At 58.7% G+C, this 26,546-nt stretch carries 29 protein-coding genes and 1 riboswitch; of the genes, 15 read left to right on the top strand and 14 right to left on the bottom strand.

Annotated features, from left to right (window positions below):
- Positions 1-22: 22 nt before the first annotated feature.
- The 6 genes from JT51_RS09095 to JT51_RS09070 form a co-directional block, all read right to left on the bottom strand.
- Entirely contained in the window at positions 23-1,111 is a 1,089-nt protein-coding gene (locus tag JT51_RS09095; protein WP_037312034.1) for a Zn-dependent alcohol dehydrogenase, read from the bottom strand.
- Positions 1,112-1,256: 145 nt separating this feature from the next.
- Positions 1,257-1,982 (bottom strand): alpha/beta fold hydrolase, encoded by a 726-nt coding sequence (locus tag JT51_RS09090; RefSeq protein ID WP_037310935.1) that lies wholly within the window; start codon positions 1,980-1,982, stop codon positions 1,257-1,259.
- A gap of 12 nt (positions 1,983-1,994) precedes the next feature.
- Positions 1,995-2,783 carry a 3-oxoadipate enol-lactonase gene (gene pcaD / locus JT51_RS09085; protein ID WP_037310932.1) on the bottom strand — a complete coding sequence of 263 codons (789 nt, stop codon included), beginning with the start codon at positions 2,781-2,783 and terminating at the stop codon, positions 1,995-1,997.
- Between the two features lie 59 nt (positions 2,784-2,842).
- Positions 2,843-3,817, bottom strand: a complete 975-nt coding sequence (locus JT51_RS09080; protein WP_037310929.1) for a threonine ammonia-lyase — start codon at positions 3,815-3,817, stop codon at positions 2,843-2,845.
- The gene (locus tag JT51_RS09075) at positions 3,814-4,641 is read right to left on the bottom strand and encodes an alpha/beta fold hydrolase (RefSeq protein ID WP_037310926.1); all 828 of its coding nucleotides are present in this window, start codon (positions 4,639-4,641) and stop codon (positions 3,814-3,816) included. The genes JT51_RS09080 and JT51_RS09075 overlap by 4 nt, the downstream gene beginning before the upstream one ends.
- The gene (locus tag JT51_RS09070; protein WP_037310923.1) at positions 4,641-5,327 is read right to left on the bottom strand and encodes a haloacid dehalogenase type II; all 687 of its coding nucleotides are present in this window, start codon (positions 5,325-5,327) and stop codon (positions 4,641-4,643) included. The genes JT51_RS09075 and JT51_RS09070 overlap by 1 nt, the downstream gene beginning before the upstream one ends.
- Positions 5,328-5,456: 129 nt before the next feature.
- Between JT51_RS09070 and JT51_RS09065 the strand changes: the two genes are divergently transcribed.
- Positions 5,457-5,885 carry an FKBP-type peptidyl-prolyl cis-trans isomerase gene (locus JT51_RS09065; protein WP_037310920.1) on the top strand — a complete coding sequence of 143 codons (429 nt, stop codon included), beginning with the start codon at positions 5,457-5,459 and terminating at the stop codon, positions 5,883-5,885.
- Positions 5,886-5,908: 23 nt separating this feature from the next.
- Here JT51_RS09065 and JT51_RS09060 read toward each other — a convergent pair whose 3' ends face one another.
- Genes JT51_RS09060 through fabA form a run of 4 tightly spaced genes read right to left on the bottom strand, consistent with a single transcriptional unit; the run spans position 5,909 to position 8,721 of the window.
- On the bottom strand, positions 5,909-6,094 hold the full coding sequence (locus JT51_RS09060; protein ID WP_037310918.1) for a hypothetical protein: 186 nt from the start codon (positions 6,092-6,094) through the stop codon (positions 5,909-5,911).
- A 59-nt stretch (positions 6,095-6,153) separates the two neighbouring features.
- Complete coding sequence (locus JT51_RS09055; protein WP_037312030.1) at positions 6,154-6,945, bottom strand: enoyl-ACP reductase FabI; 792 nt, start codon at positions 6,943-6,945, stop codon at positions 6,154-6,156.
- A gap of 5 nt (positions 6,946-6,950) precedes the next feature.
- Positions 6,951-8,180 (bottom strand): beta-ketoacyl-ACP synthase I, encoded by a 1,230-nt coding sequence (gene fabB / locus JT51_RS09050; protein WP_037310915.1) that lies wholly within the window; start codon positions 8,178-8,180, stop codon positions 6,951-6,953.
- A gap of 31 nt (positions 8,181-8,211) precedes the next feature.
- Positions 8,212-8,721: a bifunctional 3-hydroxydecanoyl-ACP dehydratase/trans-2-decenoyl-ACP isomerase gene (gene fabA / locus JT51_RS09045; RefSeq protein ID WP_037310912.1), complete on the bottom strand. Its 510-nt coding sequence runs from the start codon at positions 8,719-8,721 to the stop codon at positions 8,212-8,214.
- Between the two features lie 189 nt (positions 8,722-8,910).
- Between fabA and irrA the strand changes: the two genes are divergently transcribed.
- Positions 8,911-9,327: an iron response transcriptional regulator IrrA gene (gene irrA, locus JT51_RS09040; RefSeq protein WP_037310910.1), complete on the top strand. Its 417-nt coding sequence runs from the start codon at positions 8,911-8,913 to the stop codon at positions 9,325-9,327.
- Between the two features lie 6 nt (positions 9,328-9,333).
- On the opposite strand, the gene JT51_RS09035 is transcribed toward irrA, so the two are convergent.
- Positions 9,334-10,224, bottom strand: a complete 891-nt coding sequence (locus JT51_RS09035) for a LysR family transcriptional regulator (protein ID WP_037310905.1) — start codon at positions 10,222-10,224, stop codon at positions 9,334-9,336.
- Between the two features lie 86 nt (positions 10,225-10,310).
- Here JT51_RS09035 and JT51_RS09030 point away from each other — a divergent pair, with 86 nt between their 5' ends.
- Positions 10,311-11,117 (top strand): phytanoyl-CoA dioxygenase family protein, encoded by an 807-nt coding sequence (locus JT51_RS09030; protein WP_037310904.1) that lies wholly within the window; start codon positions 10,311-10,313, stop codon positions 11,115-11,117.
- Positions 11,118-11,129: 12 nt separating this feature from the next.
- On the opposite strand, the gene JT51_RS09025 is transcribed toward JT51_RS09030, so the two are convergent.
- Positions 11,130-11,993 (bottom strand): hypothetical protein, encoded by an 864-nt coding sequence (locus JT51_RS09025; protein WP_037310901.1) that lies wholly within the window; start codon positions 11,991-11,993, stop codon positions 11,130-11,132.
- 120 nt (positions 11,994-12,113) lie between these two features.
- On the opposite strand from JT51_RS09025, the gene miaB reads away from it, so the two are divergent.
- The 10 genes from miaB to JT51_RS08975 all read left to right on the top strand — a co-directional run bounded on the left by miaB (position 12,114) and on the right by JT51_RS08975 (position 22,614).
- On the top strand, positions 12,114-13,433 hold the full coding sequence (miaB, locus tag JT51_RS09020; RefSeq protein WP_037312027.1) for a tRNA (N6-isopentenyl adenosine(37)-C2)-methylthiotransferase MiaB: 1,320 nt from the start codon (positions 12,114-12,116) through the stop codon (positions 13,431-13,433).
- Positions 13,434-13,616: 183 nt separating this feature from the next.
- On the top strand, positions 13,617-14,381 hold the full coding sequence (locus JT51_RS09015) for an outer membrane protein (protein ID WP_235216139.1): 765 nt from the start codon (positions 13,617-13,619) through the stop codon (positions 14,379-14,381).
- Between the two features lie 160 nt (positions 14,382-14,541).
- Complete coding sequence (locus tag JT51_RS09010; protein WP_037312020.1) at positions 14,542-15,564, top strand: PhoH family protein; 1,023 nt, start codon at positions 14,542-14,544, stop codon at positions 15,562-15,564.
- Positions 15,565-15,593: 29 nt separating this feature from the next.
- Complete coding sequence (ybeY, locus tag JT51_RS09005; RefSeq protein ID WP_037312018.1) at positions 15,594-16,088, top strand: rRNA maturation RNase YbeY; 495 nt, start codon at positions 15,594-15,596, stop codon at positions 16,086-16,088.
- 35 nt (positions 16,089-16,123) lie between these two features.
- A complete protein-coding gene (locus JT51_RS09000) occupies positions 16,124-17,011 on the top strand; it encodes a hemolysin family protein (protein ID WP_037310897.1) in 888 nt (295 codons plus the stop codon).
- On the top strand, positions 17,008-18,504 hold the full coding sequence (gene lnt / locus JT51_RS08995) for an apolipoprotein N-acyltransferase (protein ID WP_037310893.1): 1,497 nt from the start codon (positions 17,008-17,010) through the stop codon (positions 18,502-18,504). Before JT51_RS09000 ends, lnt begins: the two co-directional genes overlap by 4 nt.
- 42 nt (positions 18,505-18,546) lie before the next feature.
- Positions 18,547-18,595: riboswitch (SAM-SAH riboswitch) on the top strand.
- Between the two features lie 5 nt (positions 18,596-18,600).
- Entirely contained in the window at positions 18,601-19,782 is a 1,182-nt protein-coding gene (metK, locus tag JT51_RS08990; RefSeq protein WP_037310890.1) for a methionine adenosyltransferase, read from the top strand.
- A gap of 93 nt (positions 19,783-19,875) precedes the next feature.
- Positions 19,876-20,586 (top strand): tRNA (guanine(46)-N(7))-methyltransferase TrmB, encoded by a 711-nt coding sequence (gene trmB, locus JT51_RS08985; protein ID WP_037312017.1) that lies wholly within the window; start codon positions 19,876-19,878, stop codon positions 20,584-20,586.
- Between the two features lie 67 nt (positions 20,587-20,653).
- Entirely contained in the window at positions 20,654-22,000 is a 1,347-nt protein-coding gene (gene aroA / locus JT51_RS08980) for a 3-phosphoshikimate 1-carboxyvinyltransferase (protein ID WP_037310887.1), read from the top strand.
- The gene (locus tag JT51_RS08975) at positions 21,997-22,614 is read left to right on the top strand and encodes a (d)CMP kinase (RefSeq protein WP_037310884.1); all 618 of its coding nucleotides are present in this window, start codon (positions 21,997-21,999) and stop codon (positions 22,612-22,614) included. The genes aroA and JT51_RS08975 overlap by 4 nt, the downstream gene beginning before the upstream one ends.
- A gap of 22 nt (positions 22,615-22,636) precedes the next feature.
- Here the strand turns inward: JT51_RS08975 and JT51_RS08970 are convergent, their stop codons facing one another.
- Positions 22,637-23,116 (bottom strand): YHS domain-containing (seleno)protein, encoded by a 480-nt coding sequence (locus JT51_RS08970; protein WP_037310882.1) that lies wholly within the window; start codon positions 23,114-23,116, stop codon positions 22,637-22,639.
- A 217-nt stretch (positions 23,117-23,333) separates the two neighbouring features.
- Between JT51_RS08970 and JT51_RS08965 the strand changes: the two genes are divergently transcribed.
- On the top strand, positions 23,334-23,849 hold the full coding sequence (locus JT51_RS08965; RefSeq protein WP_037310879.1) for a hypothetical protein: 516 nt from the start codon (positions 23,334-23,336) through the stop codon (positions 23,847-23,849).
- Between the two features lie 14 nt (positions 23,850-23,863).
- Here JT51_RS08965 and JT51_RS08960 read toward each other — a convergent pair whose 3' ends face one another.
- Complete coding sequence (locus JT51_RS08960) at positions 23,864-24,271, bottom strand: hypothetical protein (protein ID WP_037310876.1); 408 nt, start codon at positions 24,269-24,271, stop codon at positions 23,864-23,866.
- Positions 24,272-24,621: 350 nt separating this feature from the next.
- Between JT51_RS08960 and rpsA the strand changes: the two genes are divergently transcribed.
- The gene (gene rpsA, locus JT51_RS08955) at positions 24,622-26,298 is read left to right on the top strand and encodes a 30S ribosomal protein S1 (RefSeq protein WP_037310874.1); all 1,677 of its coding nucleotides are present in this window, start codon (positions 24,622-24,624) and stop codon (positions 26,296-26,298) included.
- Positions 26,299-26,546: the final 248 nt, after the last annotated feature.

Below are 26,546 nucleotides of genomic sequence, written 5' to 3'. Positions count from 1 at the left end.
CTCCTGCGCGGTGGCCTTGGCCTTAGTCGAAGATGATCACGTTGCGTTTGGCCGATCCGGTCTTGGTGTCCTCGATCGCCTCGTTGATCTGCGACAGGGACCACCGGCCCGAGATCAGCTCATCCAGTTTCAACCGCCCCTGTTCATACAGGTCAATCATCCACGGGATATCCCGCTGGATGACGACATCCCCCATTTTTGAGCCGATAAGACCCTGGCCCAACGCGGCCAGGATGACCGGTTCATAACTGGCCATATCGCCCGAGTGGGGCATCCCGATCATGATCGCCTTGCCGCCCGGACCCAGGTATCGTGGTGCCTGATCATAAGCGGGGATCGCGCCGACAGTGATCAGAACCGCATCAGCACCGCGCCCCCCAAGCGCCTTGTTGGCGGCCTGCCAAGGGGCGTCTGAACTGGCCAGAACACCGTGGGTCGCGCCGAATTCCATGGCGATGTCCAGTTTTTCTTCGGTCATGTCCACGGCCACGATCCGCCGGGCACCGGCGATGCGCGCGCCCTGAATGGCGTTCAGCCCGACGCCGCCCGCCCCGATCACGACAACATCCTGTCCGGGGCGCAGATCGGCGGCGTTCACAGCTGCGCCGACCCCGGTGATCACGCCACACGACAGCAGGCTGGCCACGTCTTTCGGCATATCTTTGGGGATTTTCACAATCTGCCGATGGCTGACCACCACCTTTTCCGCAAATGCACCACAGGCCATTGCCTGATCAATCGGCGTACCATCTGCGGCGCGCAGCGGGCCGTTAACGGTGTCATATGGGGTCTCGCAAATGGTTGGTCGACCGCCAGCGCAGGACGGGCAAGACCCACAGGCACGGATCAGAGTGACAACGACCGTGTCGCCCACCTGAAACGCCCCGGCCTGTTCCCCGATTGCGGTGATCACACCAGCCGCTTCGTGGCCGTACACGGCAGGCAGGTAACCGCCCCATGCGCCGTTGGCATATGAGATGTCCGAGTGGCAGATCGCCACGGCATCCAGCGTCACTTCGACCTCTCCCGTGCCTGGCGGCGCGATCTGAACATCCTCAATGATCAAAGGTTCGTTGAATGCCCGGCAAACGGCGGCTTTGATGGTTTGCATGATGTCCCTCATCCAGTTTTTATCACGGTGGCCCGGCAAGGCACGCTCTGCAATACGGAAACCGTCATCGGTATGTCGTTGTTATGCAACGGCGGGGTGGGGTCGTGAATTCAGCGGCAGGTTCAGTTGGCGAATGCCGCAGGTGTCACTGAGGGGTCGGTAACCCCCGCGCGAGATCATCCAGGATTTCAGCCAGTTTTCGAGGCTGCGCAAAGAACGGAGAGTGCGAGCTGTCGATCGTGCGCCGCATTCCCTTGGGGGCGTTGTGGCTCATCTGTTCCTGATATTCGGTCGGGATCGTTCTGTCGTGTGTGGCGCGTATGTATGCTTTGGGAACTTGCGTGAAGCGGCTGGTCAGAGGCAGGGGGGTCTCTTGCGGTGCGATGGCCTGCGGACACAGACGGGCCAGAGCGTAAGGCACAGTTTCGGCCGGGCAATCATGATAGAACAATTCCTGCACCTTGTCTGGCCTGACCGAGTAAGACAGAGCGTCGGCCGATTTTTCGACCGCATCGCCAATTGTTTGGCGGGGCGACAACCTGCGCATCTGAACCATAGACAGCCCGTCCTGCGGAACATAGGCGCAAAGGTAGATTAGCGCGCGCATTGCATTCGGGTTCGATTCTGCCGCGGCGCTAATGGGGTATCCGCCCCATGAATGGCCAACGACAATGGTCTGCGGCGAGACCGCAGACAAGACTGCGTCCCGGCAATTGTCCAGCGTGACGTCGGCAATCGGTGTCGGGTCAGAGCCGTGGCTGGGCAGGTCAATCGCCCGCCCGGAATGGCCCAGGCGTTCAAGCTGGGGGATCAGATCGCGCCAACACCAGGCACCATGACACGATCCATGGATCAACAGGAAATCAGCCAAGATCGCGCTCCTTCAAATATGTGCAATATCGGTCAGAAAACTGCGCAGCAGCGCCGCGTATTCCGCCGGTTGTTCGACGCAGGGCAGGTGACCGGCCCTGCGCATCAGTTCGAAACGCGCGCCGGGAATCAACTCAACAGTCTCACGCACCAGATCGGGCGGGGTCGAGCCGTCTTCGCTGCCGGCAATGCCCAGCGTCGGCAGACGCAGACCGCTGGTTGGCGTATAGAAATCCGTGCCTGAGATCGCGGCGCAGCAGCCCAGATATCCATCTGCGGGCTGTCTCACCATCATGTTGCGCCAAAGCAAATGATCCGGAGTTTTGCGGAAGTTTCTGGAAAACCAACGCTCCATCACTGTATCGGCCAGTGCTTCGATCCCATCCTTGTGAATCGCATCGATCCGATCCTGCCAGATCGCAGGGGTGCCAATTTTCGCCGCAGTGTTCGACAGAACCAACGCGCGCACCTGATCCAGGCGCTTTACGGCCAACCCTTGCGCGATCAGGCCGCCGATGGACAGGCCGACAAAGACGCAATCCCGAACGTCTAGGTGATCCAGCAGGTTCTCGGCATCACGGACCAGCGAACCCATTGAATAGGGCGCAGGGGGTTGCGACGACAGGCCATGCCCGCGTTTGTCATAGCGGATGATCCGCAGGCCCGCCGGAAGAAAGGGCAGCATCGCATCCCACAGGCGCAGATCGGTTCCCAGCGAATTGGCAAAGACGATCGGCGCACCATCCGGGTCGCCGTCGATCCGATAATGTAACTGAACGTCACCGAGATCTGCGATCTGCATGACTGAGTCCTTTGTTGCCGCACGCTGAAATGTCAGGTTGCCCGAACATCTATAGGTTGTCAGGTCAGGAATTCCAGTGCTTTGCCAAATACTTCGGGGTCTGTGTTGCCCCCGGACGCCACAACGATCACCGCGTCGCCTTCGATTTCATCCCTGCGAAACAGGGCTGAGGCAAGCGATACCGCCCCGCCCGGCTCCAACGTAATTTTCAGGCGCAGAAACGCCTGCGCCATGGCGCGCATTGCTTCCTCTTCGGTGACAGACAGCCCCGGGCCACATAGCCGTTTGAGGATCGGAAAGGTGATCCGTCCCGGTTGCGGCGTCAGAATGGCATCGCAGATATTGCCCGCAGCGGCGTTGTTGTTCTGAATCTGGCCCGTCGCCAAGGATCGTTTGACGTCATCGAACCCCTCAGGCTCGCAGGGGCGGGGGCGCAGACCGGGGGCGTGACCTTCAAGCGCAAGGGCAATCCCCGATGTCAGACCGCCGCCACCGCAGCAAATCAGAACATCGGCCTGATCAATACCCATGGCCGCCGTTTGCCGCGCGATCTCCAGCCCTGTGGTGCCTTGACCAGCGATCACCTGTGGTTCGTCATAAGGGCGGATCAGGGTCAGTCCCCGTTCAGCGGCAAGGGTCTCTCCGATCTCTTCACGGCTTTCGTTTGCGCGGTCGTACAAGACGACCTCAGCCCCCAGTGCGCGCGTGTTGGCGATCTTCAGCAGTGGCGCGTCCGAGGGCATGACAATGACCGATGATATCCCATGCAGCGTCGCGGCGTGCGCAACCCCTTGCGCATGGTTGCCCGAGGAATAGGCGATCACGCCGCGTTGCCGTTGCGCGCCTTCAAGCGCCGAAATCGCCGACCACGCGCCGCGAAACTTGAAGCTGCCCGTGTGTTGCAGGCATTCCGGTTTCACCAGCACCCGGCGCCCCGCCAATTCGTCCAGAAAAGGCGAGGTCAGAATCGGCGTTTCCCGGACATGGCCCTGCAACCGGGTTGCGGCGGCTTCGATCAATTCCAATGTGCTCATACGGTGTCCAATACCTTGCGAATAAGGGTCAGCGATTGCGGCTCGTCCAGAAACGGGACGTGCCCACGGTCGGGCACCTGGGCAGACATAAGATCGGGGTGGCGGTCGTGCATTTCGGTCAGCGTTTCATTGCTTAGAATATCCGAATTCTGGCCGCGAATGACGCCTGTGGGGATATCCCGCAACGCCTCAAAAAAGGGCCACATGTCTGGAACAGGTCCGGCGGCGGCCTGTTCCAAAAGCGCAGTGCGCAAGGCCGGGTCATAGCGTAAGGTCAGACCATAATCCGTTTGATCATACTGGATTTCCGCCTGCAGCCGCCATCTGTCGAGCGAAACGCCGGGGAATTGAGGCCCCATCACGTGTTGCAGGGCTTTTGCGGCGTCTTCATAGGTTCTGGATACCGGTTGGTTGCCGACATAGTCCATGATCTTGGCTATGCCCGCAGGGTCGATCACCGGCCCCACATCATTCAGGATCGCGCCGGACAACCGTTCGGGGTGGCTGGTGGCCAGCGCCATCGCGATCAGACCGCCGCGCGAGGTGCCAAGAACCACCGCGCGCTCTAATCCCAAATGGTCCAGCAATTCAATCGCATCCTGGGATTCGCGAATGATGTTGTAATTCGTGAAATCGGGGTCGTAATCGGATTGTCCACGGCCGCGGTAATCCATCGCAATCATGCGCAGATCGGCAACATGTGGCGCCAGAAACGAGAAATCCTGGCTGTTGCGTGTCAGCCCGGCCAGACAAAGCACCGCGATACCGGACCCGGTATCCTGATAGTAAATGCGTTTGGAATCGGATGTCGTGAAAAACGCCATCAAAGACCCGCGATTTTGGGGATGGTGGTCAGATCGGTCAGGATTTGGGCGGGTTTCCACGGCAAACGCTCCACCGGTTCACCCGCGCGGTTGACCCAAGTGGTGGTGAAGCCATATCCGCTGGCCCCCGCCGCATCCCAACCGTTCGAGCTGACGAACAGAACCTCGTCGCGGGCGCAGCCGAACCGTTGCTGCACCAGATCATAGACGCGGGAATGTGGTTTGAAGACGCCGACGCTTTCGACCGAAAGCACATCATCCAACAGCGCGCCGATACCTGCGGATTGCACCGCCCCATCCAGCATCGGCAGGGACCCGTTCGACAAAATCGCCGTTTGCAGGCCACCGGCTTTCAGGGCAGCCAGCATTTCGGGCACCTCGGGGTAGGCCTGCAATTCCCAATACAGATCCAGCAGGCGCTGGCGCAGGGCTGCATCGCCGTCCAGCCCGGTAGCCTCAAGCGCCCAGTCCAGCCCGTCTTGCGTCACGTCCCAAAAGTCCGTGTGGGCATCTGTCACCGCCCGAAGCCATGTGTATTGCAGCTGTTTCAGCCGCCAATGATTGGCCAGTTCCGGCCATTTGTTTTGCAGGGCCTCAAAGCCGGGTTCGGCTGCGGCTTGACGTGCGGCGGCGGCGACGTCGAACAGCGTGCCATATGCATCGAAAACGCAAGTTGTGATTTGCATGAATTCTCCCCTCCAACGGTTGGGCGCAGGTTGGCACAAGAGACGCGGGGGAAAAAGGGCTATGGGTTTACAATACCGTGTCATCCCCTACGCTCGGGCCTTTATTTTCCCTAAGGTCGGAGGCCACAAATGACGGCAATCAAACAAGGCGACACGGTTCGCATCCACTATACCGGGACCCTGCTGGACGGGAAGGTTTTCGACAGTTCCGAGGGACGCGATCCGCTGGAATTCGTGGTCGGCTCTGGCCAGATCATCCCCGGATTGGATTCGGCCATGCCGGGCCTGGGTGCTGGTGAAAAAAAGCGGGTCGAGATTGCCTGTCAGGATGCTTATGGTCCGATCAACCCGGCAATGCGTCAGGATATTCCGCGCGAAGGCATTCCCGACGACATCCCGCTTGAGCCCGGCACCCAGTTGCAGATGCAAACGCCGGACGGGCAGGCCATGCCGGTGACTGTGATCGAAGCGAATGACGCAACAGTCACATTGGATGCAAACCACCCGTTGGCGGGGCAGGATCTGATTTTCGAGATTGAGGTCGTATCCGTCAACTGACGGACCCGATGCCAAAAGCCGGGTTAGCCTGAAAACAGGCTGACCTTGGATTCAAGGGCCGTACGCACATCTGGTTGTGTGAAAAACACAAACAGGATCAACAGAATGGTCAGGGTCAGTAACGCGATCCGGCCACGTTGGCCCAGAAAGCCCGATTTGCGTCGGGCAGCGCGCGTATTGCTTGCGATGATTTGGTCAGCTTTGCTCATACCGTTATCCCTGCCGGTGAAAGATGGTCAAATCTTGGCACCGGCAGGGAAAGAAATGGTCACATAGCGTCAGGCTGCGGCATACCCAGAACGTGAAAGCCGCCATCGACCCGGATGATTTCACCCGACGTGCACGCACCTGCGTCAGAGGCAAGGTAAACCGCTGTTCCGCCGACTGCCTCAAGCGTGGCGTTCGAGCGCATCGGGGCGTTCTGATCGCAGAACTTATAGGTCTTGCGCGCGCCACCAATGGCTGCACCCGCCAGCGTTTTCATGGGCCCGGGCGAGATCGCATTGACGCGGATGCCTTCGGGGCCAAGATCATTGGCCAGATAGCGCGTGGCCGATTCCAGCGCGGCCTTTGCCACACCCATGACATTGTAGTTCGGCACAACCCGGTTCGACCCCTGATAGGTCATTGTCATCAGGGTGCCACCGTTGTCCTTCATCAGAGGATAGGCCCGGCGGGCGACCTCGATAAAGGAATAGGCTGAGACGTCCATTGAGTGTTTGAAGTTCGCCCGGGTGGTGTTCAGAAACCGGCCTGTCAGTTCGGACTTGTCCGAATAGGCGATGGCGTGAACCACGAAGTCAATCGTCGGCCAGCGCGCGCCCAGTTCCTCGAACGCGCGATCCAGCGAGGCGTCGTCTGTGACATCTGCATCTACCATGAAATCGCTGCCAAGGCTTTCGGCCAGCGGCTCAAGCCGTTTGCCGAATGCCTCACCCTGATAGGTGAATGCCAGCTCGGCACCGGCCTCATGCATGGCTTTGGCAATACCCCACGCAATCGAGCGGTCATTGGCCACGCCCATGATCAGGCCGCGCTTGCCCTTAAGAAGATCCGACATCATTTTCACCCGTTATACTTGGACAGAACCATGGACCCGTTTGTGCCACCAAAGCCGAAGCTGTTGGTCATGACACTGTCCAAACCTGCATTTTCAACAACTTGCGTTGCAATTTCACCGGGCTGGATGCCTTCGGCAAGCGTGTCGACATTGATTGACGGCGTAATGAAGTCATGATGCAACATCAGCAGACAGAAAATCGTCTCAAGCGCACCTGCCGCGCCTTGTGCGTGGCCGGTCATCGACTTGGTCGATGAAATCGGCGGGACGCTGCCCTCGCCGAAAATACGGCGAACGGCCTCGACTTCGCCCACATCTCCGACCGGGGTCGAGGTGCCGTGAGCGTTGATATAGTCAACCTTGCGCCCTTCGGGCATGGTTGCCAGGGCCAGACGCATCGCGCGCTCGCCACCTTCGCCGGAAGGCGCCACCATGTCATGGCCATCCGACGTTGCCGCGTAACCGGTCACTTCGGCATAGATTTTCGCACCGCGGGCCAGGGCATGGTCCAGATCTTCAAGAACGACGATTCCGCCGCCGCCCGAGATCACGAAACCGTCGCGGTTTTGATCGAACGCGCGCGAGGCCTTCTGGGGCGTGTCGTTGTATTTCGAAGACATCGCGCCCATCGCGTCGAACAGGCAGGACAGCGTCCAGTCCAGTTCTTCGCCGCCACCGGCGAACATGACGTCCTGCTTGCCCAGCATGATCTGTTCCGCGGCATTGCCGATGCAATGTAGTGAGGTCGAGCAGGCCGACGTGATCGAATAGTTGATGCCCTTGATCTTGAACGCTGTCGCAAGGTTTGCGGAAATCGTCGAACACATGCATTTCGGAACGGCAAAAGGCCCGATCCGCTTGGTCGCGCCGTTTTTCAGAACGGTCTGATGCGCCGTCAGCATCGCGCTGGTCGACGGGCCGCCCGAACCGGCCACCAGACCGGTGCGTGGGTTTACGACCTGATCTTCGGTCAGACCGGAATCGGCGATTGCCTGGCTCATGGCGATATGCGCATAGGCCGCGCCCGGCCCCATAAAGCGCAGTGTGCGTTTGTCCACATGCTCTGCCACGTCGATTTTCAGCGACCCGGCGATCTGGCTGCGAAACCCGTGTTCGACCATCTGTTCATTGGCCTCAATACCGGATTTCCCGGCTTTGAGTGAGGCCAGAACCTCTTGGGCATTGTTCCCGATGGAGGAGACAACCCCCAAACCGGTGACAACTACTCGACGCATGTGCGTGCTCCTTATTTCGGGCCGGTCAGGCTCAGGCTTCGGACAGAACGACTTTCATGTCCTTGACGTCGTAAATCATCTCACCATCGGCTTCGACGATGCCATCTGCCACACCCATGGTCAGACGGCGGGTCTGGATCGCTTTCTTGAAGTCGATCTTGTAGGTCAGCATCTTGCGGTCCGGGCGTACCATGCCGGTCAGCTTGACCTCACCTACGCCGACGGCCATGCCGCGCCCCTGCCAGCCGCGCCAGCCCAGGTTGAACCCGGTCAGTTGCCACAGGCCGTCCAGCCCCAGACAGCCGGGCATGATCGGATTGCCGGGAAAGTGGCAATCAAAGAACCAAAGGTCCGGAGTGATGTCGAATTCGGCCAAAACGTGACCTTTGCCATGCGCGCCGCCATCGCCCGATATGTCGGTGATCCGGTCCATCATCAGCATCGGTGGGGCGGGCAATTGCGCGTTTCCGGGGCCGAATAATTCGCCACGGGCGCATTTCAGCAGATCGTCCTTGTCAAAGCTGCTCGGGAATTGGGCCATTCTTGCCGCCTCTCCTGCCAGGGGTCCGTTCGTTATATCTGGCCTCGTCTAGCACCCGTTTGCAAGGTCCTGCAAGAGCGGCGGCCCACATCATGTTGTGCTTATCACATTCTTTGCGAATGAATTTCATTTGAAATTACCTGGTGGGACCACTTATATATAGGTCAGCAACAAACAGGTCTCGGATACATGACACCGCAAAGCCAGAGCATAGCCACAAATTGGTTGGTTCACGCCGGATTACGCCCGACGCGTCAGCGCGTGGCCCTGGCCGAACTGCTGGTGGGGGACGGGCGGCATCGCCATGTCACGGCGGAAAGCCTGTTTGAAGCCGCTAAAAAGAACGGCGATGCCGTATCTTTGGCAACGGTTTACAACACATTGCGCGCCTTCTGCGACGCTGGCGTTTTGCAGGAAATCACGGTGGACGGATCGAAAAGCTATTTCGACACCAATACCCATGACCACCCCCATTTCTTCTGGGAGGATGAGGGCCGCCTGAGCGATGCGCCGTCTGAGCAATTGGTGATTCACCGCCTGCCCGAGGCCCCCGAAGGGGTCGAAATCGCATCGGTCGATGTGGTTATCCGGCTGCGCAAAAAGTAAATTACCTCACGTCATCAACTGGTTGAGAACGCGTTCCGCGCTGGCGGTTTGTGAATCAGCGGGGCCTGTGCCGTGTCGGGCCAAAACCACGGGTTCGGCTGCGATCGGATTCGATACAGGCAGGCTGAGCAGGGGCATTCCGTCATAGCTGATATCCATCGGAGGGCTGGCATAACTGATGGCAACCCCTTCGCCATGTGCGGCCAGACTGCGCTGAATCTCCAGTGTTGCCGCCCGGTGGGCGACTTTGGGGTTCAGTCCGGCCTGTCGGAAAAGCCCCAGCATGTGTTGCGCTGAAAGCCCCTCGTTTGACAGGATCAGCTTATGGGCGGCCAGATCCTGCAATGAAACCGTCCGGGCATGGGCCAGGGGATGATCGGGTGACAGGATCGCGTTCGGAGTGCTGGTAAACAGGATGTGCCGGGTAAACGTGGCATCCATGCTCAGGCCGTAGGTCAGGGCCAGATCAAGCTGGCCATCAATCAGGCCGGAAATCAGCCCCTCGAACCCGTCAACACGGTACGAGACGGGTACATCCGGCATTGCGTCGTGCAACAGGTGCAGCGTTCTGGCCAGCAGGAAAGGGGCCAGATCGACAAAGCACCCCAGCCGCAGTTGGGCTTTTCCTGATCCGGTCTGATCCGTGTTCTCAAGGCGGGCGGCGTTGACCAACAGCGATTCCGCCTGTTCGATGAAGCTGCGGCCTTGGGGTGTCAGCGTCATTGCCGAACCGCGTTTGCGGGCGAACAGCGGGTAACCCAAGCGCGATTCGACCCGCGTCAGGGCGTTTGACAGTGCCGGTTGAGAGACATTCAGGTGCTGTGCCGCAGCCGAAAGGCTGCCGTGCTGCCCGATCGAACAGACATATTCATACTGGCGCAAGGAAAGATATAACATAAAATTAAGACTAGCTTTGAAAGATATGATTTGAACAGAGGGTTCGGTCATGCACAGTCCATCCCATCAACGCAACGGAGACAAACATGACGCACCCCCTGGTTTCACAAGAGATGATTGATGCCTATCAGGACGACGGCGTGGTCCTGATCAAGGGCTTGTTTGCCGATCATGTTGAGGCCCTGCGCGATGGTGTCGCCGCAAACATGGCAGACCCGGGGCCATATGCGTCGGACAACAGCAAGCAGGGTGAAACCGGGTTGTTCTTTGATGATTACTGCAATTGGTCCCGGATTCCGCAGTTTCAGGACGTGATTCACAATTCACCGGTGGCCGAGGTTGCGGCGGACCTGATGCAGTCGCAGACCGTCCAGATGTTTCACGATCACGTGCTGGTCAAAGAACCGGGCACGTCGATGGCAACGCCCTGGCATCAGGACGGGCCTTACTATTTTGTCGAGGGGCACCAAACGATCAGCTTCTGGTCGCCGCTGGACCCCGTGACGCAGGCCACATTGCGCTGTGTCGCCGGATCACACCGATGGGAGAAAGAGGTTCTTCCGACCCGGTGGGTGTCAGAGCAGGGCTTCTTTCCGGACCAAGGCCAGTACATCCCTGTCCCCGACCCGGATGCCGAGGGCATGAAGGTTGTGGAATTCGAGATGGAGCCGGGTGACGCAGTCGCCTTCAATTACCGGACGCTTCACGGCGCGCGGGGCAATCACTCGGAAATCCGCCGCCGCGCCTTTTCGCTGCGCCTGGTTGGGGATGACGCGCGCTATGCTGAACGCCCGGGCCGGACCTCGCCGCCGTTTCCGGGTCATGATATGACCCCCGGGCAGCGTCTGCGCGAAGATTGGTTCCCGATGTTGCTGCCGCGTCAGGGCGGCTAGTTGCGGGTCGGGTCAGAACCACTGGCCCGATTCTATCAGCCCAAGATCAAGCAACTGGTTTGACGTCCACTGAAAATCGACAGAATTGCGCCACCGAAAAGTCGGTATGTCAAACGTCGAGCCCGCGTTGCTCTTCAGCGCCTTGGCCGCGCGGAAAGAGCAGATGGCCGCTGTCATGTTGTGATGCCATGGGCAGGAATAGGTATTGTATTCCGCCTCGTTGAAGGTGTGATTGGACTGCAGTTGCAGCGTTTTTTGTGATCTGAACAGGGCGATGCGGTCAATGCGCCGACGTTCATTGGGGATGTGATCCTCGAAACGCCAGCGCAGGCCGCCGGACATGTCCAACTGACGTTCCACAGGGCGCTTTTCGGCGTCGTGCCGGTCTTGCGCATAATATCCGGTCCCGTCCAGCATCGCGCGATCCGGTGCGACGCCATTGGGGAACGCGACCAGATCCTCGGCGTACAGATCGACGACATGGCACAGCATTGCATCCCGGCGTTCTTCGGTGTGGAAGGCCAGCATCTCGCCGATTGTGCGGGTCTCGCAGAACGGAAAGAACAGATACTCGGCATTGTAGCAGTAATACATCCAGATACCCGGCGTGGCCTGAATGACTTTGTTGATCGTATCGAACACCGCGGTGTGCGGTGCGCAGGTCAGGTCGACACGGTGGATGCGATCCGAAAGCTCTGGATCCAGCGGGAATTCTGGTGGCATGAATGCAACAAGGGTTTTGAACCCCAGATTCAGATGGTGCCGGATGGTGCCGTTGATTTCAACATTATCCTCGGCAAAGACCAGGGCAACGGGCCCTTTTGAAAGGGCGCTATGGCCGGAGTTCAGGAAAGAGGTGAGAGAGTCGTACTGCATTGCCTGCCTGATATCGCCTTGCTGGAGTTTCCGGCCAAAATCGGGTAATCGCGTCGGCATTGCAAGCGGCGTTCGTTGGGTATAGACGACGCCGATCCCGCGAATGCAAAGGCCGTTTTCATGTCAGAACCCAAAAAGCTGTACATCAAGACCTATGGTTGCCAGATGAACGTCTACGATAGCGAGCGTATGGCCGAAACGTTGGGTGGTCAGGGCTATGTCGAAACCAAAAGCCCCGATGATGCGGATATGATCCTGCTCAACACCTGCCATATCCGGGAAAAGGCAGCGGAAAAAGTATATTCCGAGCTTGGCCGGTTCAAAGGGTTGAAGGCGGAAAAGCCCGATCTCAAGATTGGCGTTGCTGGTTGCGTCGCGCAGGCCGAGGGCGAAGAAATCATGCGTCGTCAGCCTCTGGTCGATCTGGTTGTCGGGCCGCAAAGCTATCACCGCCTGCCCGAGATGGAGGCGAAAACGCGCAACGGCGCGAAGGCGCTGGATACCGACTTCCCCGAAGAGGATAAATTCGAAAAGCTGAAAAACCGCCCCAAGGCCAAGCGTGGTCCGACGGCGTTTCTGACGGTTCAGGAAGGCTGTGACAAGTTCTGCGCATTCTGCGTTGTGCCTTATACACGTGGCGCCGAGGTCAGCCGCCCCGCCGATCGCATCGTACGAGAGGCGCAGGATCTGGTAGAACGCGGCGTGCGCGAGATCACCTTGCTGGGACAGAACGTCAACGCCTATCACGGGGCCGGTCCGAATGGCGATATGACGCTGGCCGGTCTGATCTGGGAGTTGAACAAGGTCGATGGGTTGGAGCGTATCCGGTTCACCACCTCGCACCCCAACGACATGGCCGATGATCTGATCGAGGCGCATGGAACTTGTGACAAGCTAATGCCCTATCTGCATCTGCCGGTGCAATCGGGTTCGGACCGAATCCTCAAACGTATGAACCGCAGCCACACGGCTGAAAGCTATCTGCGCCTGATCGAACGTATCCGCGCCGCACGTCCCGATATTGTGATGTCTGGTGATTTCATCGTCGGTTTCCCCGAAGAAACCGACGAGGATTTTCAGGCCACCATGGATTTGGTGGAACAGGTCAAATATGGCTACGCTTATTCGTTCAAGTATTCGACGCGCCCCGGAACACCTGCGGCAGAAAGACCCCAGGTCGATCCCGCGGCGGCGGACGAGCGACTGCAACGCCTGCAAGCCCTGATCACCCAGCACCAGCGCGAAATTCAGGATGACATGGTCGGCCGAAAGGTGCGCGTTCTGTTCGAGAAAACCGGCCGCCTACCGGGGCAAATGGTCGGAAAGTCCGAGTATCTGCACTCGGTCCACGTATCGGACGCCGATGTGGCGATAGGTGAGTTGCGAGCCGTAGAAATTACGGGTTCGGGCGCGAATTCTTTGGCGGGAATTCTGGTCTGATACCACCAAAAAGTGCTGTTTAGATGCCATAGTCAGCATTTGTTTCCAAATTTAACCCTTGATTTACAACAGGGATATATGTTCCGAAAAAAGCCAAGTTTTTTCGGAGGCTATGGTTAGAAGTTGCCGAAGATCCAGATCTGTGCTGGCCCGACAATCGGGTTGGGACGATGGAGGTTGCGAGTGAATATCCTGAAGCGTTACTTTGGACCGAGTTTTAAGTTTGCCTTGTCGACAGGGCTGATGATGTGCCTGTTTTCCGGCGCGACGGTCGCAGGAAATCTGGATCAGGGCATTTCAGATCCACCAGTCACCATTCCGAAACGGTTCGGCAGCGACGTCAGCGCCTTTTACCTGGGATTGTCCGGTGGATACGCAACCGGAGGCACGGACAGGTTCGGGCTGACTACACCTGCAGGCAGTGTTGAAATTGGTGAGTTGGATCTGCGCGGCAGCTATGGCGGGATTCGCGGTGGCTGGCGAGGTGTTGTGCCGACCAGCATCGGGCGCGACTATGTTTATGGGTTCGAGGTCGGATATGATTTCAGCACGCTGGACGACGAAGTCTCAAGACAGATTGGCCCTGTAACCGTCAATGGCGAATCTGAAATTTCTGATATTCTCTCGCTTCGGTTTCGCAACGGTCTGACCAACAAAAGCGGCACGGTGTTGTATTTTGTTTCTGTTGGATATGTGCGCGGTGAAGTTAAGACAACAAACAACCTGTCCCTTGGGACAGCAGCCCTGGAGTTTGAAGACAGCGGCCATCGGTCGGGGTTTTCGGCCAGCATAGGGGCGGAACACAGCCTGAGCGAAAACTGGTCGATTACGGGCGAATTTGAATACGTTCAGTTCAAATCTGAAGAAATAGAGTTTGACAGCGGGTTCTCGACAAAATCCACACCGCGCTTTCGCGGGCTGAGATTTGGCTTGAATTACACGTTCTAGGCGGCGCGTGCTCAGGCTATGACTGATAAGGGTTTCAATGCTCGATACCCCATACCGTCGGCGGTTTTACCATTCGTTGTGGAAAATTTGAAACTGTGGCTTGCGCCCACCAAGATTTGTTGTCTACGCTCAGGGTGAAACGCCAAGACAGGAGAGCGGATTGGCCATCGGTGCCCTGACCCCACCGCAAGACGAGATGCCCCAGCGTGAGGCATTTATTGAATTCCCTGACAACCGTTTGTTGATTGACCTTTGCGGCGAATATGACCGCAATCTTGCGGATATTGAACAAAAACTGTCCGTTCAGATCGTGCGGCGCGGCAATCAGCTTGTCGTCATGGGGGATGAGGATAGCCAAAAGCAGGCTCTCGAAGTTCTTCAGGCGCTTTATTCGCGTTTGGAAGGCGGTCGCGACGTGGAATCAGCCGATGTGGATCGCGAATTGCGGATGGGCGGTTCAGAATCCGGAACCGGCAGCCGCGACGGCGACCAGCTTGAAATGTTCAAGGGCGGCACGGTCGAAATCAAAACCCGTAAGAAACTGGTCGAGCCGCGCACAGACGCGCAAAAGGCTTATGTCCAGTCGCTGTTCAACAATGAGCTGGCCTTTGGGATTGGTCCTGCAGGCACCGGTAAGACCTATCTGGCCGTGGCCGTTGGCGTGTCGATGTTCATCGGCGGGCATGTGGATCGGATCATCCTCAGCCGTCCTGCGGTCGAAGCCGGTGAAAAACTGGGTTATCTGCCAGGCGACATGAAGGACAAGGTCGATCCATATATGCAGCCGCTTTATGACGCGCTGAATGATTTTCTTCCGGGTAAACAACTGGCCAAGCTGATCGAGGAAAAGCGAATAGAAATTGCGCCGCTGGCCTTCATGCGCGGGCGAACACTGGCCAATGCGTTTGTCGTTCTGGATGAGGCGCAGAACGCCACGACCATGCAGATGAAGATGTTCCTGACCCGTCTGGGCGAAGGCAGCCGCATGGTGATCACCGGTGACCGGTCGCAGGTGGACCTGCCGCGCGGGGTGCCATCGGGTCTGGCTGATGCCGAGCGCTTGCTGAATACGATTTCGAACATCAGCTTCAACTATTTCACCTCGAAGGACGTGGTACGTCACCCGCTTGTCGCCGCCATTATTGAGGCGTATGAGGCCGACGTGGGCCGTGGGACAGGTTGAACGACCGGGCCTTGGTTGGGCAAGGTGAAATGAACTTGGAATTGACGGTAGAAGACCCGCGCTGGCACGGGTTGGAGGCGCTGGCATCGCGCGCCATACAGGCTGTGCTTGATCGCTGCGGATTGGATTCTGATCTGTGCGAAGTCAGCGTGTTGGGCTGTGATGACACCCGGATTGCTGAACTGAATTCCGAATTTCGTGAGAAATCTGCGCCAACCAATGTCCTCAGCTGGCCAGCCGAGGATTTGGCCGCTGACACCCCGGGTGCGAATCCTGCCAGCCCAGCACCGGATTTCATGGGCGAAATCGTGCTGGGTGACATCGCGATTTCCTACGACACTTGCCTGCGTGAGGCATCACAGGCAGGCAAGGCTATGGACGATCATGTCACGCATCTGATCATTCACGGAGTGTTGCATTTGCTGGGTTACGATCACATCCGTGACCCGGACGCCACTTTGATGGAAGCGGTCGAAGTCGATATACTTGGCAAACTGGGTATAGATGACCCATATAATGAATAGCACGGGCCTTTAGGGCCATTATTTGGAACGGATTAATGGGCGATACAGACGGCAGTTCTATGGCGGCGCAAAGCGCGCAACCAAAGGACAGCAGTGATAAGATTGAAGAGAGAAGCGGGTTTTTTTCTCGACTTGTGGACGCGTTCTCGACGCAGAGCGACGATTCGACCGAATTGTCCAACGGGCATGAGGTCGACAAGGTTCAGCCAAGGGGCATGATCAACTTGCGGCGAATGCGGGTTGAAGACGTCGCCATTCCAACCGCTGAAATCGTGTCCGTTTCGTCAACCATCACCAAGGATGAGCTGGCACAGCTGTTTCGCGACAGCGGTCTGTCCCGGATTCCGGTCTATGAGGGCACGCTTGATACGCCATTGGGCTTTGTTCACCTCAAGGATTTTGCCCTGACCCACGGGTTCAACGGCAAAACTTCGGAATTTGATTTGGTGTCGATGCTGCGGACTCTGCTGTTTGTGCCGCCTTCGATGCCGATCGGTGTACTGCTGACCAAAATGCAGACTGAGCGGCGCCACATGGCGCTGGTGATTGATGAATACGGCGGTGTTGATGGGCTGCTGACCATCGAGGATCTGATCGAACAGGTCGTGGGTGAAATCGCTGATGAGCATGATGCCGATGAAAGCCAGCTTTGGGTTCAAGAAAAGCCCGGGTGTTACATCGTGCAGGCCCGCGTCCCGCTTGAGGAGTTCGAGGTTGAGATCGGGCGTTCACTGACAAGTCACGAGGACGTGGACGAGGAAGAGATCGACACGCTTGGCGGTCTGGTCTTCATGCTGTCGGGTCGTGTGCCCGCACGGGGTGAGGTTGTCTTGCATCCCGAAGGCCCCGAGTTCGAAGTGATCGACGCCGATCCGCGCCGGATCAAGCGGCTGCGCGTCATGTTGCCGGATATTACTGCATGAACCCTGCTCAGGGCTGGCCCTTTTGGCTGCGGTTTGCGCTGACAGCCGTTCTTGGCGCGTTGGTGGCTTTTGGCCTGGCACCTTATGGCTTGTGGGCCGTTTCGCTGGTGGCGTTGGTGCTTCTTGCCCCCTTGTTTCTGACGACCGAAACCCGCGCGCGCGCGGCGTGGTTGGGGTGGGCTTTCGGCACCGGCTACTTCGCCAATGCGCTGAGTTGGATCATCGAACCGTTTCTTGTCGACGCAGAGCGGCACGCGTGGATGGCACCATTTGCCCTGATCTTCATGGCGGGCGGTTTGGCCCTGTTCTGGGCCTTTGCGTTCTGGGTTGTACGCCGACCCGGCAGTCAGGCGGTCAGGCAGGCCGTGTTTCTGGCCGTGACCCTGTCGCTGGCGGAATGTGCCCGGGGGTATGTTCTGACCGGTTTCCCCTGGGCTGGGTTTGCGCAAATCTGGGTGGAAACTTCGGCGGCACAGCTTTTGTCGTTGGTTGGGCCTTATGGTCTGGGCGCTCTGACCCTATTGGCAACGTTCCCCTTGGGGGCAGCGCTGGCGCAGCGCGGTGGGTTTGCTGCGGCTTCCGCCCTTACAGTGGGCAGCGTTGTTCTGGTGCTTGGCTATGCAGCCGCGCGCCCGACCGTTGTTGCAACCGATCATGTTGTTCGGCTGGTTCAGCCCAACGCGCCCCAGCACCAAAAATGGGACCTGGATTACGCGTCGTTGTTTTTTGCGCGTCAGATCGAGTTTACCGCCGCCACGCCACGACCCGACCTGATTGTCTGGCCCGAGACTGCGGTGATTGCATGGTTGGGCGGCGCACAACCCTATCTGGACGTAATATCCGAGGCGGCACAGGGGGTGCCGGTTTTTCTGGGTATTCGGCGCGGCGATGGCCCACGCATTTATAACTCGATGATCTATCTGGATGAGGACGGCCAGCAGCAGGGGCTGTACGACAAACACCATCTGGCCCCGTTTGGCGAATATGTTCCGTTTGGCGACCTGTTGGCGCAGTTTGGCATTTACGGAATGGCGGCAAGTACAGGCAGCGGATTCAGCGCAGGGCCGGGGGCCGCGTTGATGGATGCGGGAAAGCTGGGCAAGGCCCTGCCGTTGATCTGTTACGAGGCCGTGTTTACGCAGGACGTTTTGTCTGCGCCGGGTCGGGCGGATTTCCTGTTGCAGATCACCAATGACGCGTGGTTTGGCACCCGGTCCGGCCCCTATCAGCATCTGGCGCAAGCGCAGATGCGGGCAATTGAGCAGGGATTGCCGATGATGCGCTCGGCCAACACAGGGGTGTCGGCGATGATTGATCCCTTGGGCCAAGTCACGGATGCGCTGCCTCTGGGCAAGGCGGGGTTTGTCGACGCAAAGCTGCCCATGCCGCTTGCGGCCACTGTGTATTCCCGGATGGGCGATGTGCCGGTGATCCTGTTTCTGTCCGCTTTGGTTGCGCTGCTATGGCGCAACGCCCGACGGAAACACGCGTAAATACCAATTGACCCTGTGCATCTGTGGTCGTATCCCATCGAATGCCTGTCACAACGGCTTCCTGACGTGGTGGGGAAATCTTAATGGAGCACTTTCATGTCCCGAAAGAACTACACCTTCACTTCGGAGTCCGTTTCCGAAGGGCACCCGGATAAGGTTTGCGACCGTATCTCGGATGCCGTGCTTGACGCATTTCTGAACGAAGAACCCGAAGCGCGCGTGGCGTGCGAAACCTTTGCCACGACCGATCGTGTTGTCATTGGTGGCGAAGTAGGTCTGTCTGATCAGGAAAAGCTGCACGACTATATGGGCCGCATTGATGAGATCACGCGCGCCTGTATCAAGGATATCGGCTATGAGCAGGACAAGTTCCACCACGAAACGGTTGAAGTAACAAACCTGCTACACGAACAATCCGCACATATCGCACAGGGCGTGGATGCCTCGGGCGACAAGGATGAGGGTGCTGGCGATCAGGGCATCATGTTCGGCTATGCCACCACCGAGACGCCGGCGCTGATGCCCGCCCCGATCCAGTATTCGCACGCAATTCTGCGCCGTCTGGCAGAGGTGCGCAAAAACGGCACCGAACCCGCGCTTGGCCCGGATGCGAAATCCCAGCTGTCGGTCATTTACCGTGATGGCAAGCCGGTCGGCGTCAGCTCGATCGTGTTGTCGACACAGCATCTGGACGAAGCGCTAACCTCGAACGACATCCGCGCCATCGTCGAGCCTTATATCACCGAATCCCTGCCCGAAGGGTGGCTGACGGCCGAGACCGAATGGCACGTCAACCCGACCGGCAAGTTCGTTATCGGCGGCCCCGATGGCGATGCTGGCCTGACAGGCCGTAAGATCATCGTGGACACCTATGGCGGTGCCGCGCCGCATGGTGGCGGTGCGTTTTCGGGCAAAGATCCGACCAAGGTGGACCGTTCGGCCGCCTATGCCGCGCGCTATCTGGCCAAAAACGTGGTCGCGTCTGGTATGGCTGAACGCTGCACCATCCAGCTGAGCTATGCGATTGGTGTGTCCAAGCCGCTGTCGATTTATGCCGATACCCATGGCACCGGTCAGGTTGCAGACGCGCGGATCGAAAATGCCGTCGGTCAGGTGATGGACCTGACCCCGCGTGGCATTCGTCAGCATCTGGAGCTGAATAAACCGATCTATCAGCGCACCGCTGCTTATGGCCACTTTGGCCGTGAGCCGGACGCCGATGGTGGGTTCAGCTGGGAACGCACCGATCTGGCCAACGCACTGAAAGCGGCGGTCTGAACCGAAAACAAACAAAGCGCGCCGATCCTGGCGCGCTTTTTCGATCCGGCGCTGGGGTTGCAACACTGCGACCCGCGCAGTATGGGCACCGCCATGAGCACCCAGACACCACAACGCCCCCGCAGAAACTTCTATGGCCGCTTCAAGGGCAAGACCCTCAAGCCCAGCCAGAAGACGTATCTGAACGAAGACCTCGACGCCCTGTCGCCGGGTGCTGTCGATTGGGAATCCAACCCGGAACGCAATCCGCTGGACCTGGACACCCTGTTCGGTGGCAAGGATGTTTGGCTTGAGATTGGTTTTGGCGGTGGTGAGCATCTGGTGCATCAGGCCGCAAGCAACCCCGATATCGGCATCATCGGGGCCGAGCCTTATATCAACGGCGTTGCCATGTTGTTGGGTAAAATCCGCAAAGCAGGGGTCGAAAATTTGGCCGTTCATCCCAACGATGTGCGTGATCTTTTCGACGTTCTGCCCGAGGCCAGCATTTCGCGCGCGTTTCTACTGTACCCCGATCCCTGGCCCAAAACGCGACACCACCGCCGCCGCTTTGTAACGCCCGAGCATCTGGAGCCTTTGGCCCGTGCCCTGAAACCGGGGTCGATTTTCCGGGTGGCCACCGACATTCCCGACTATGTCCGCCAGACGCTGGAAGAAGTGCCGCGCGCGGGGTTCGAATGGCTGGCCAAGCACCCCGCAGACTGGCGCGAGCCGTGGGATGACTGGATTTCCACCCGCTATGAACAAAAAGCCCTGCGCGAAGGTCGGACGCCACATTACCTGACCTTCCGCCGCAAAGGCTGATTGCGGCTGGACCAAACGGCCCCAATTCGCTAATCGGCCTAGGACTGATAGCGCAAAAGGAGCCCCCATGTCCGGACACGGCACGCCCATCCCGATGACCTCGCATCCCTGCGGCCCGCTGACCGGTACCGCTGAGGTGCCCGGTGACAAGTCAATCTCGCACCGGTCGCTGATCCTTGGCGCGATGGCGGTGGGTGAGACAAAGATCTCGGGCTTGCTTGAGGGCGAAGACGTTCTTGACACCGCCAAGGCCATGCGCGCCTTTGGGGCCGAGGTGACGGATCACGGCAACGGCGAATGGACCGTGCACGGCGTGGGTGTCGGCGGGTTTGCCGAACCGGATCAGGTGATCGACTGTGGCAACTCGGGCACTGGTGTGCGGCTGATCATGGGCGCGATGGCGACTTCTCCGATCTCGGCGACGTTCACGGGCGATGCCAGCCTGAACAAACGTCCGATGGCGCGGGTGACCGATCCGCTGGCGCTGTTTGGCACGCAATCCGTGGGCCGTTCCGGTGGGCGCTTGCCGATGACCATCGTGGGCGCGGCCGAGCCGGTTCCGGTTCGCTATGAAGTGCCGGTGCCATCGGCACAGGTGAAATCCGCGGTGCTGCTGGCGGGACTGAACGCGCCCGGCAAAACGGTGGTGATCGAAAAAGAAGCCACCCGGGATCATTCCGAACGGATGCTGGTCGGGTTTGGCGCTGAAATTACAGTTGAAGACACGGATGAGGGCCGGGTGATCACCCTGACCGGCCGTCCTGAATTGAAACCGCAGGTCATCGCCGTTCCTCGCGATCCCTCCAGCGCGGCGTTTCCGGTCTGTGCGGCGCTGCTCACGCCCGGATCGGACGTTCTGGTGCCGGGGATCGGCCTGAACCCGACCCGTGCGGGGCTGTTCACCACCCTGCGCGAAATGGGCGCGGACCTGACCTATGAGAATGAGCGTGAGGAAGGGGGCGAGCCGGTCGCAGACCTGCGCGCGAAATATTCGCCCAACATGAAGGGGATCAATGTGCCGCCGGAACGCGCGGCCTCGATGATCGACGAATACCCGGTGCTGTCGGTGGTGGCTGCCAATGCGACCGGCACCACGATGATGGGCGGCGTGAAAGAGCTGCGCGTCAAGGAAAGCGACCGCATCGACGCCATGGCGCGCGGACTTCGCGCCAATGGCGTGACCGTGGATGAGGGCGAGGAATGGTGGTCGGTCGACGGGCTGGGCATCGGCAATGTCCCCGGTGGCGGCACCTGCGAAAGCTTTCTGGATCACCGCATCGCCATGTCCTTTATGGTGATGGGTATGGGGGCAAAAGCACCGGTTTCTGTCGATGATGGCGGCCCGATTGCAACGTCGTTCCCAATCTTTGAACCGCTGATGGCCTCGCTGGGTGCCAGGGTCGAACGGGCATGAGCTTTACCGTCGCCATTGATGGGCCTGCGGCGGCGGGCAAGGGCACAATCTCAAAAGGGGTTGCCGCACATTTCGGATTTGCGCATCTCGATACAGGTCTTTTGTATCGGGCAGTCGGTCGTCGCACGTTGGAGGGCATGGCACCCATTGCTGCAGCAAAGGCATTGACGGCTGAAGAATTGGCGCGAGGCGATTTGCGAACTGCTGAGATTGCGCAATCTGCGTCAAAAGTTGCCGTAATTCCCGAAGTTCGCGCAGCCTTGATTGATTTTCAGCGCAGCTTTGCCTGTCGCGCGGGCGGGGCGGTTCTGGACGGTCGTGACATTGGCACGGTCATTTGCCCCAATGCCGAAGTGAAACTGTTTGTCACGGCCAGTTCGGAAGTTCGGGCAGAACGCCGTTATCTGGAATTAAGCGCCAAAGGGGCCGACGTGACCCCCGATCAGGTGCTGACCGATGTTCGCGAGCGGGATGTTCGGGACGCAGAACGCAGTACCGCGCCGATGAAACCCGCGGATGACGCCGTCTTGCTGGATACATCGGACCTGAGTATCGAGGACGCTTTGGCGAAAGCCGTGGCGTTTATTGCTGAAAAACTGCCCGCGACGTCGTAACGCCGCAGGCAATCGGGGTGGATCACAGCTCGCCAGCAGCGACGCTTTTGATTTCTGACCACTGGCTATCAGCGGTTTTCGACGTACCTGCTACATCCTTCAAGAAAGCCGCACGGGTTTCGGCGTTCAGGAACAGATACAGTTTGCCATCCGCGATCAGATACTGATCCGGGTCGCCGTCGAATTTCTTGCCGACCGACACCCCGAACGAGCAGAACCCGCCATGCTGTGGCAGATAGGCGGTGGGGTTGGCCTCGAACGCTTCGCGGTTCGCGGCGCTGGCAAAGTAATAGGATGCGCCGTCATAAGTTGCAGAGTGGGTGGCAACGCCGCCGACGGGATTACCGTCATTGACCAGTGCCACCAGATCGGCGCCATGCGCCGCCAATGGCGCGCCCGCGGCCGAGATACCGCTTGAGACGTTGATCTCATCTGCTGCGAAAGCCGGGGCGGCGATCAGAGGCAGGGTTGCGATCAGGGTGGTCAGGACCAGAGATTTCATTGCATTTCCTTCCGTGTTCAGCTTCGGGGCGACCTGTGTGGCAGCCGCTGAAACAAACGTAGATGTATGGTTCTGAACGAGCTATGTCCAAAAAGACGGTAAACTTTGCAGATCGTTCAAAGCTGCGGCTGATCTGGAAATACTCTTCACTAAGCTTTGTGTGGTCAGTGTGAGGGCGGGTTCTTATGGTTGAAAAGCAACCCGCAGGAGCGACACCATGATCCGACTAGCCCTTTTCGTGATTTTCCTGGCCGGAGGCCTGGCCGCGCAGGAGGCAGAGCCGCCCATGACCTATGAGCGTCTGGGCAAGATCATTTTCGCCCTGGACCCCGAGGCCCAGCCGCGCGGCCCCGGTTTTCAGCTGACGGTGTCGGATGTCCCGGTTCTGGTGATAACAGACGCCAACGCTGACAGGATGCGCGCGATGGTTCCAATCCGCAGCGCCGAGGACCTGACCGTCGAGGATATGCAACGCATGATGCAGGCCAATTTCGACAGCGCCCTGGACGCGCGCTATGCGATTGCCAATGGCACGCTTTGGGCGGCTTTCATTCATCCGCTGTCGCCGTTGGAAAAGGATCAGTTGATCTCGGGGTTGGCGCAGACGGTGAATATCGCAACGACCTATGGTTCGTTGTATTCCGGGGGCGCGCAGCAGTTCGGGGGCGGTGACAGTAACGATCTGCAGCGCGCTCTGATTGATGAATTGCTCAAGAAAGGCGAGGAGATCTGAGCCCCGACCTGTGATCAGGCGGGAACAGGCACCGGTGTCCGATCGCCCAGCAGATAGCGGATCACATCCACATAGTCGAACGCCAACGAGATCGCGATGGTCAACAGAACGGCGCGGATGATCCATTTGGGGGGCATCGGCACCTCGGGGCGGGATTGCTGTTTCCACAGATAAAGGGCCAGCGGCGTCCAGACCAGCACATGCCCCAGACCCATCAGCCTGACGAACCCCATCTGGGTAAAGATCAACATGACGCCGATCCCCGCCAGCACGCCGCCAAGTATGCAGATGACCGCTACCACGCGGGTTTGACGCCAGATAAGCAGGGTGATCGGCAGGATGAACGCACCAACCATCAGGATGTTCATCCAGATCTGTACCCATTGGGGTTGCTGTGCGACGATAAGATCGAATTCTTCCATGATCCAAGGCTCCGGTTCGCGGTTGCAGTGCCAGACAGGTGCCCTGTCGGCTGTCGGGGCGCAACATAGCCTGCACATCTTCAAGTTAATGTGAGGCTGATAGGTTCGGATGGGATTCACGGCTGCGGGGCTTTCGACTTGCGGGGCGGCCGCCAACCCGGTATAGAGCACGCGTCTTAACAAGGGCGGTTAACGTCCGGATGACGTATCTGAGCAGGGCCGGGTTACCTCGGCCCTTTGTGTTTGTGTTTTCAGATACGCCCCGGGTCACGCCTGAGACATCATGAAACAAGACCGGCGGAGACAACCGCTCGGCCAGTAAAAACGTATGTAAAGGAAAACACTGCCAGATGGCTGATACAACCATGGAGGAATTCGAAGCCCTCCTGAACGAAAGCTTCGAAATGGACACGCCCGAAGAGGGTTCTGTTGTCAAAGGCAAGGTTCTCGCGATTGAAGCGGGCCAGGCCATCATCGACGTCGGCTACAAAATGGAAGGCCGCGTTGATCTGAAAGAATTCGCAAATCCCGGCGAAGCCCCTGAAATCGCTGTTGGTGACGAGGTAGAAGTCTACCTGCGCGCCGCAGAAAACGCCCGTGGCGAAGCCGTCATCTCCCGCGAGATGGCCCGCCGTGAAGAGGCATGGGACCGTCTGGAAAAAGCATACGCCGACGACCAGCGCGTCGAAGGTGCGATCTTTGGTCGTGTCAAGGGTGGCTTCACCGTTGATCTGGGTGGCGCAGTTGCGTTCCTGCCCGGTTCGCAGGTTGATGTTCGCCCCGTGCGCGACGCTGGCCCGCTGATGGGTCTGAAGCAGCCGTTCCAGATTCTGAAAATGGACCGTCGCCGTGGCAACATCGTTGTTTCGCGCCGCGCAATCCTGGAAGAATCACGTGCCGAACAGCGTGCCGAAGTCATCGGCAACCTGTCCGAAGGTCAGACCGTCGAAGGTGTTGTCAAGAACATCACCGAATACGGTGCATTTGTTGACCTGGGCGGTGTTGACGGCCTGCTGCACGTCACCGACATGGCATGGCGTCGGGTCAACCACCCGTCCGAGATCCTGACGATCGGTGAAACCATCAAGGTTCAGGTCATCAAGATCAACAAAGAAACCCACCGCATCAGCCTGGGCATGAAGCAGTTGCAGGACGATCCGTGGGATCTGGTTGCTGCCAAGTACCCGCTGAGCTCGGTTCATCAGGGTCGCGTCACCAACATCACCGATTACGGCGCGTTCGTCGAGCTGGAAGCCGGTGTCGAAGGTCTGGTGCACGTGTCCGAGATGTCCTGGACCAAGAAAAACGTCCACCCCGGCAAGATCGTTTCGACCAGCCAGGAAGTCGACGTCATGGTTCTGGAAATCGACGGCGCCAAGCGTCGCGTTTCCCTGGGTCTCAAGCAGACCATGCGCAACCCGTGGGAAGTGTTTGCAGAAACACACCCCGAGGGCACCGAAGTCGAAGGCGAAGTCAAGAACATCACCGAATTCGGTCTGTTCATCGGCCTCGAAGGCGACATCGACGGCATGGTTCACCTGTCCGACCTGTCCTGGGACGAACGTGGCGAAGATGCGATCCAGAACTACCGCAAGGGCGACATGGTTTCGGCCGTTGTCTCGGAAGTTGACGTGGAAAAAGAGCGTATCTCGCTGTCGATCAAAGCCCTGGGCGGTGACAAGTTCGCCGAAGCCGTGGGTGGCGTGAAGCGTGGCTCGATCATCACCGTCGAAGTGACCGCAATCGAAGATGGCGGCATCGAGGTGGAATACGAAGGCATGAAGTCCTTCATCCGCCGCTCGGACCTGTCGCGTGATCGTGCCGAACAGCGCCCCGAGCGTTTCTCGGTCAGCGACAAGATCGACGTCCGCGTCACCAACGTTGACAGCAAGACCCGTCGTCTGGGCCTGTCGATCAAGGCACGCGAAATCGCCGAAGAGAAAGAGGCCGTGGAACAGTACGGTTCCTCCGACTCGGGCGCATCGCTGGGCGACATCCTGGGTGCAGCGCTGAAATCGGGCGATTAAGCCCGGGCATCAGCCAAAACCGATTTTACGGCCCCGCGCGACTGCGTGGGGCCGTTTTTGTTGCGAATCAACATGTTCCGATTTTTGGGGTTAATCCGGCTGTCGCTCACGCTTTAGGGGTGAAAATTGCGCGAACAAGCGAAAAATCGCACGACTTTGCAGTAAAATGAATGCTTTGCACACAGAGTTTACGTTCCCCCGATCCGGGTTTTTTCCTATAGTGGTCAGAATAATAGACATGGTTAACC

Origin of the sequence: Ruegeria halocynthiae, from assembly GCF_000743705.1 — a bacterium.
Taxonomy (GTDB): Bacteria; Pseudomonadota; Alphaproteobacteria; order Rhodobacterales; family Rhodobacteraceae; genus Ruegeria; species Ruegeria halocynthiae_B.
This window is presented reverse-complemented; position numbering and strand designations above follow the sequence as displayed.

Bases quoted from the DNA above. Each gene is read 5' to 3' on its own strand.
- ybeY (WP_037312018.1), top strand. From the start codon at position 15,594: ATGAACTTGGAATTGACGGTAGAAGACCCGCGCTGGCACGGGTTGGAG.
- fabA (WP_037310912.1), bottom strand. From the start codon at position 8,721: ATGGCCCAATTCCCGAGCAGCTTTGACAAGGACGATCTGCTGAAATGC.
- pcaD (WP_037310932.1), bottom strand. From the start codon at position 2,783: ATGCAGATCGCAGATCTCGGTGACGTTCAGTTACATTATCGGATCGAC.
- rpsA (WP_037310874.1), top strand. From the start codon at position 24,622: ATGGCTGATACAACCATGGAGGAATTCGAAGCCCTCCTGAACGAAAGC.
- fabB (WP_037310915.1), bottom strand. From the start codon at position 8,180: ATGCGTCGAGTAGTTGTCACCGGTTTGGGGGTTGTCTCCTCCATCGGG.
- JT51_RS09025 (WP_037310901.1), bottom strand. From the start codon at position 11,993: ATGCAGTACGACTCTCTCACCTCTTTCCTGAACTCCGGCCATAGCGCC.
- JT51_RS08960 (WP_037310876.1), bottom strand. From the start codon at position 24,271: ATGGAAGAATTCGATCTTATCGTCGCACAGCAACCCCAATGGGTACAG.
- JT51_RS09060 (WP_037310918.1), bottom strand. From the start codon at position 6,094: ATGAGCAAAGCTGACCAAATCATCGCAAGCAATACGCGCGCTGCCCGA.
- JT51_RS09070 (WP_037310923.1), bottom strand. From the start codon at position 5,327: ATGCAAATCACAACTTGCGTTTTCGATGCATATGGCACGCTGTTCGAC.
- trmB (WP_037312017.1), top strand. From the start codon at position 19,876: ATGAGCACCCAGACACCACAACGCCCCCGCAGAAACTTCTATGGCCGC.
- JT51_RS09095 (WP_037312034.1), bottom strand. From the start codon at position 1,111: ATGCAAACCATCAAAGCCGCCGTTTGCCGGGCATTCAACGAACCTTTG.
- metK (WP_037310890.1), top strand. From the start codon at position 18,601: ATGTCCCGAAAGAACTACACCTTCACTTCGGAGTCCGTTTCCGAAGGG.
- irrA (WP_037310910.1), top strand. From the start codon at position 8,911: ATGACACCGCAAAGCCAGAGCATAGCCACAAATTGGTTGGTTCACGCC.
- JT51_RS09000 (WP_037310897.1), top strand. From the start codon at position 16,124: ATGGGCGATACAGACGGCAGTTCTATGGCGGCGCAAAGCGCGCAACCA.
- JT51_RS09055 (WP_037312030.1), bottom strand. From the start codon at position 6,945: ATGTCGGATCTTCTTAAGGGCAAGCGCGGCCTGATCATGGGCGTGGCC.
- JT51_RS08975 (WP_037310884.1), top strand. From the start codon at position 21,997: ATGAGCTTTACCGTCGCCATTGATGGGCCTGCGGCGGCGGGCAAGGGC.
- JT51_RS09035 (WP_037310905.1), bottom strand. From the start codon at position 10,224: ATGTTATATCTTTCCTTGCGCCAGTATGAATATGTCTGTTCGATCGGG.
- miaB (WP_037312027.1), top strand. From the start codon at position 12,114: ATGTCAGAACCCAAAAAGCTGTACATCAAGACCTATGGTTGCCAGATG.
- JT51_RS08965 (WP_037310879.1), top strand. From the start codon at position 23,334: ATGATCCGACTAGCCCTTTTCGTGATTTTCCTGGCCGGAGGCCTGGCC.
- JT51_RS09030 (WP_037310904.1), top strand. From the start codon at position 10,311: ATGACGCACCCCCTGGTTTCACAAGAGATGATTGATGCCTATCAGGAC.
- JT51_RS09080 (WP_037310929.1), bottom strand. From the start codon at position 3,817: ATGAGCACATTGGAATTGATCGAAGCCGCCGCAACCCGGTTGCAGGGC.
- JT51_RS09065 (WP_037310920.1), top strand. From the start codon at position 5,457: ATGACGGCAATCAAACAAGGCGACACGGTTCGCATCCACTATACCGGG.
- JT51_RS08970 (WP_037310882.1), bottom strand. From the start codon at position 23,116: ATGAAATCTCTGGTCCTGACCACCCTGATCGCAACCCTGCCTCTGATC.
- JT51_RS09075 (WP_037310926.1), bottom strand. From the start codon at position 4,641: ATGGCGTTTTTCACGACATCCGATTCCAAACGCATTTACTATCAGGAT.
- aroA (WP_037310887.1), top strand. From the start codon at position 20,654: ATGTCCGGACACGGCACGCCCATCCCGATGACCTCGCATCCCTGCGGC.
- lnt (WP_037310893.1), top strand. From the start codon at position 17,008: ATGAACCCTGCTCAGGGCTGGCCCTTTTGGCTGCGGTTTGCGCTGACA.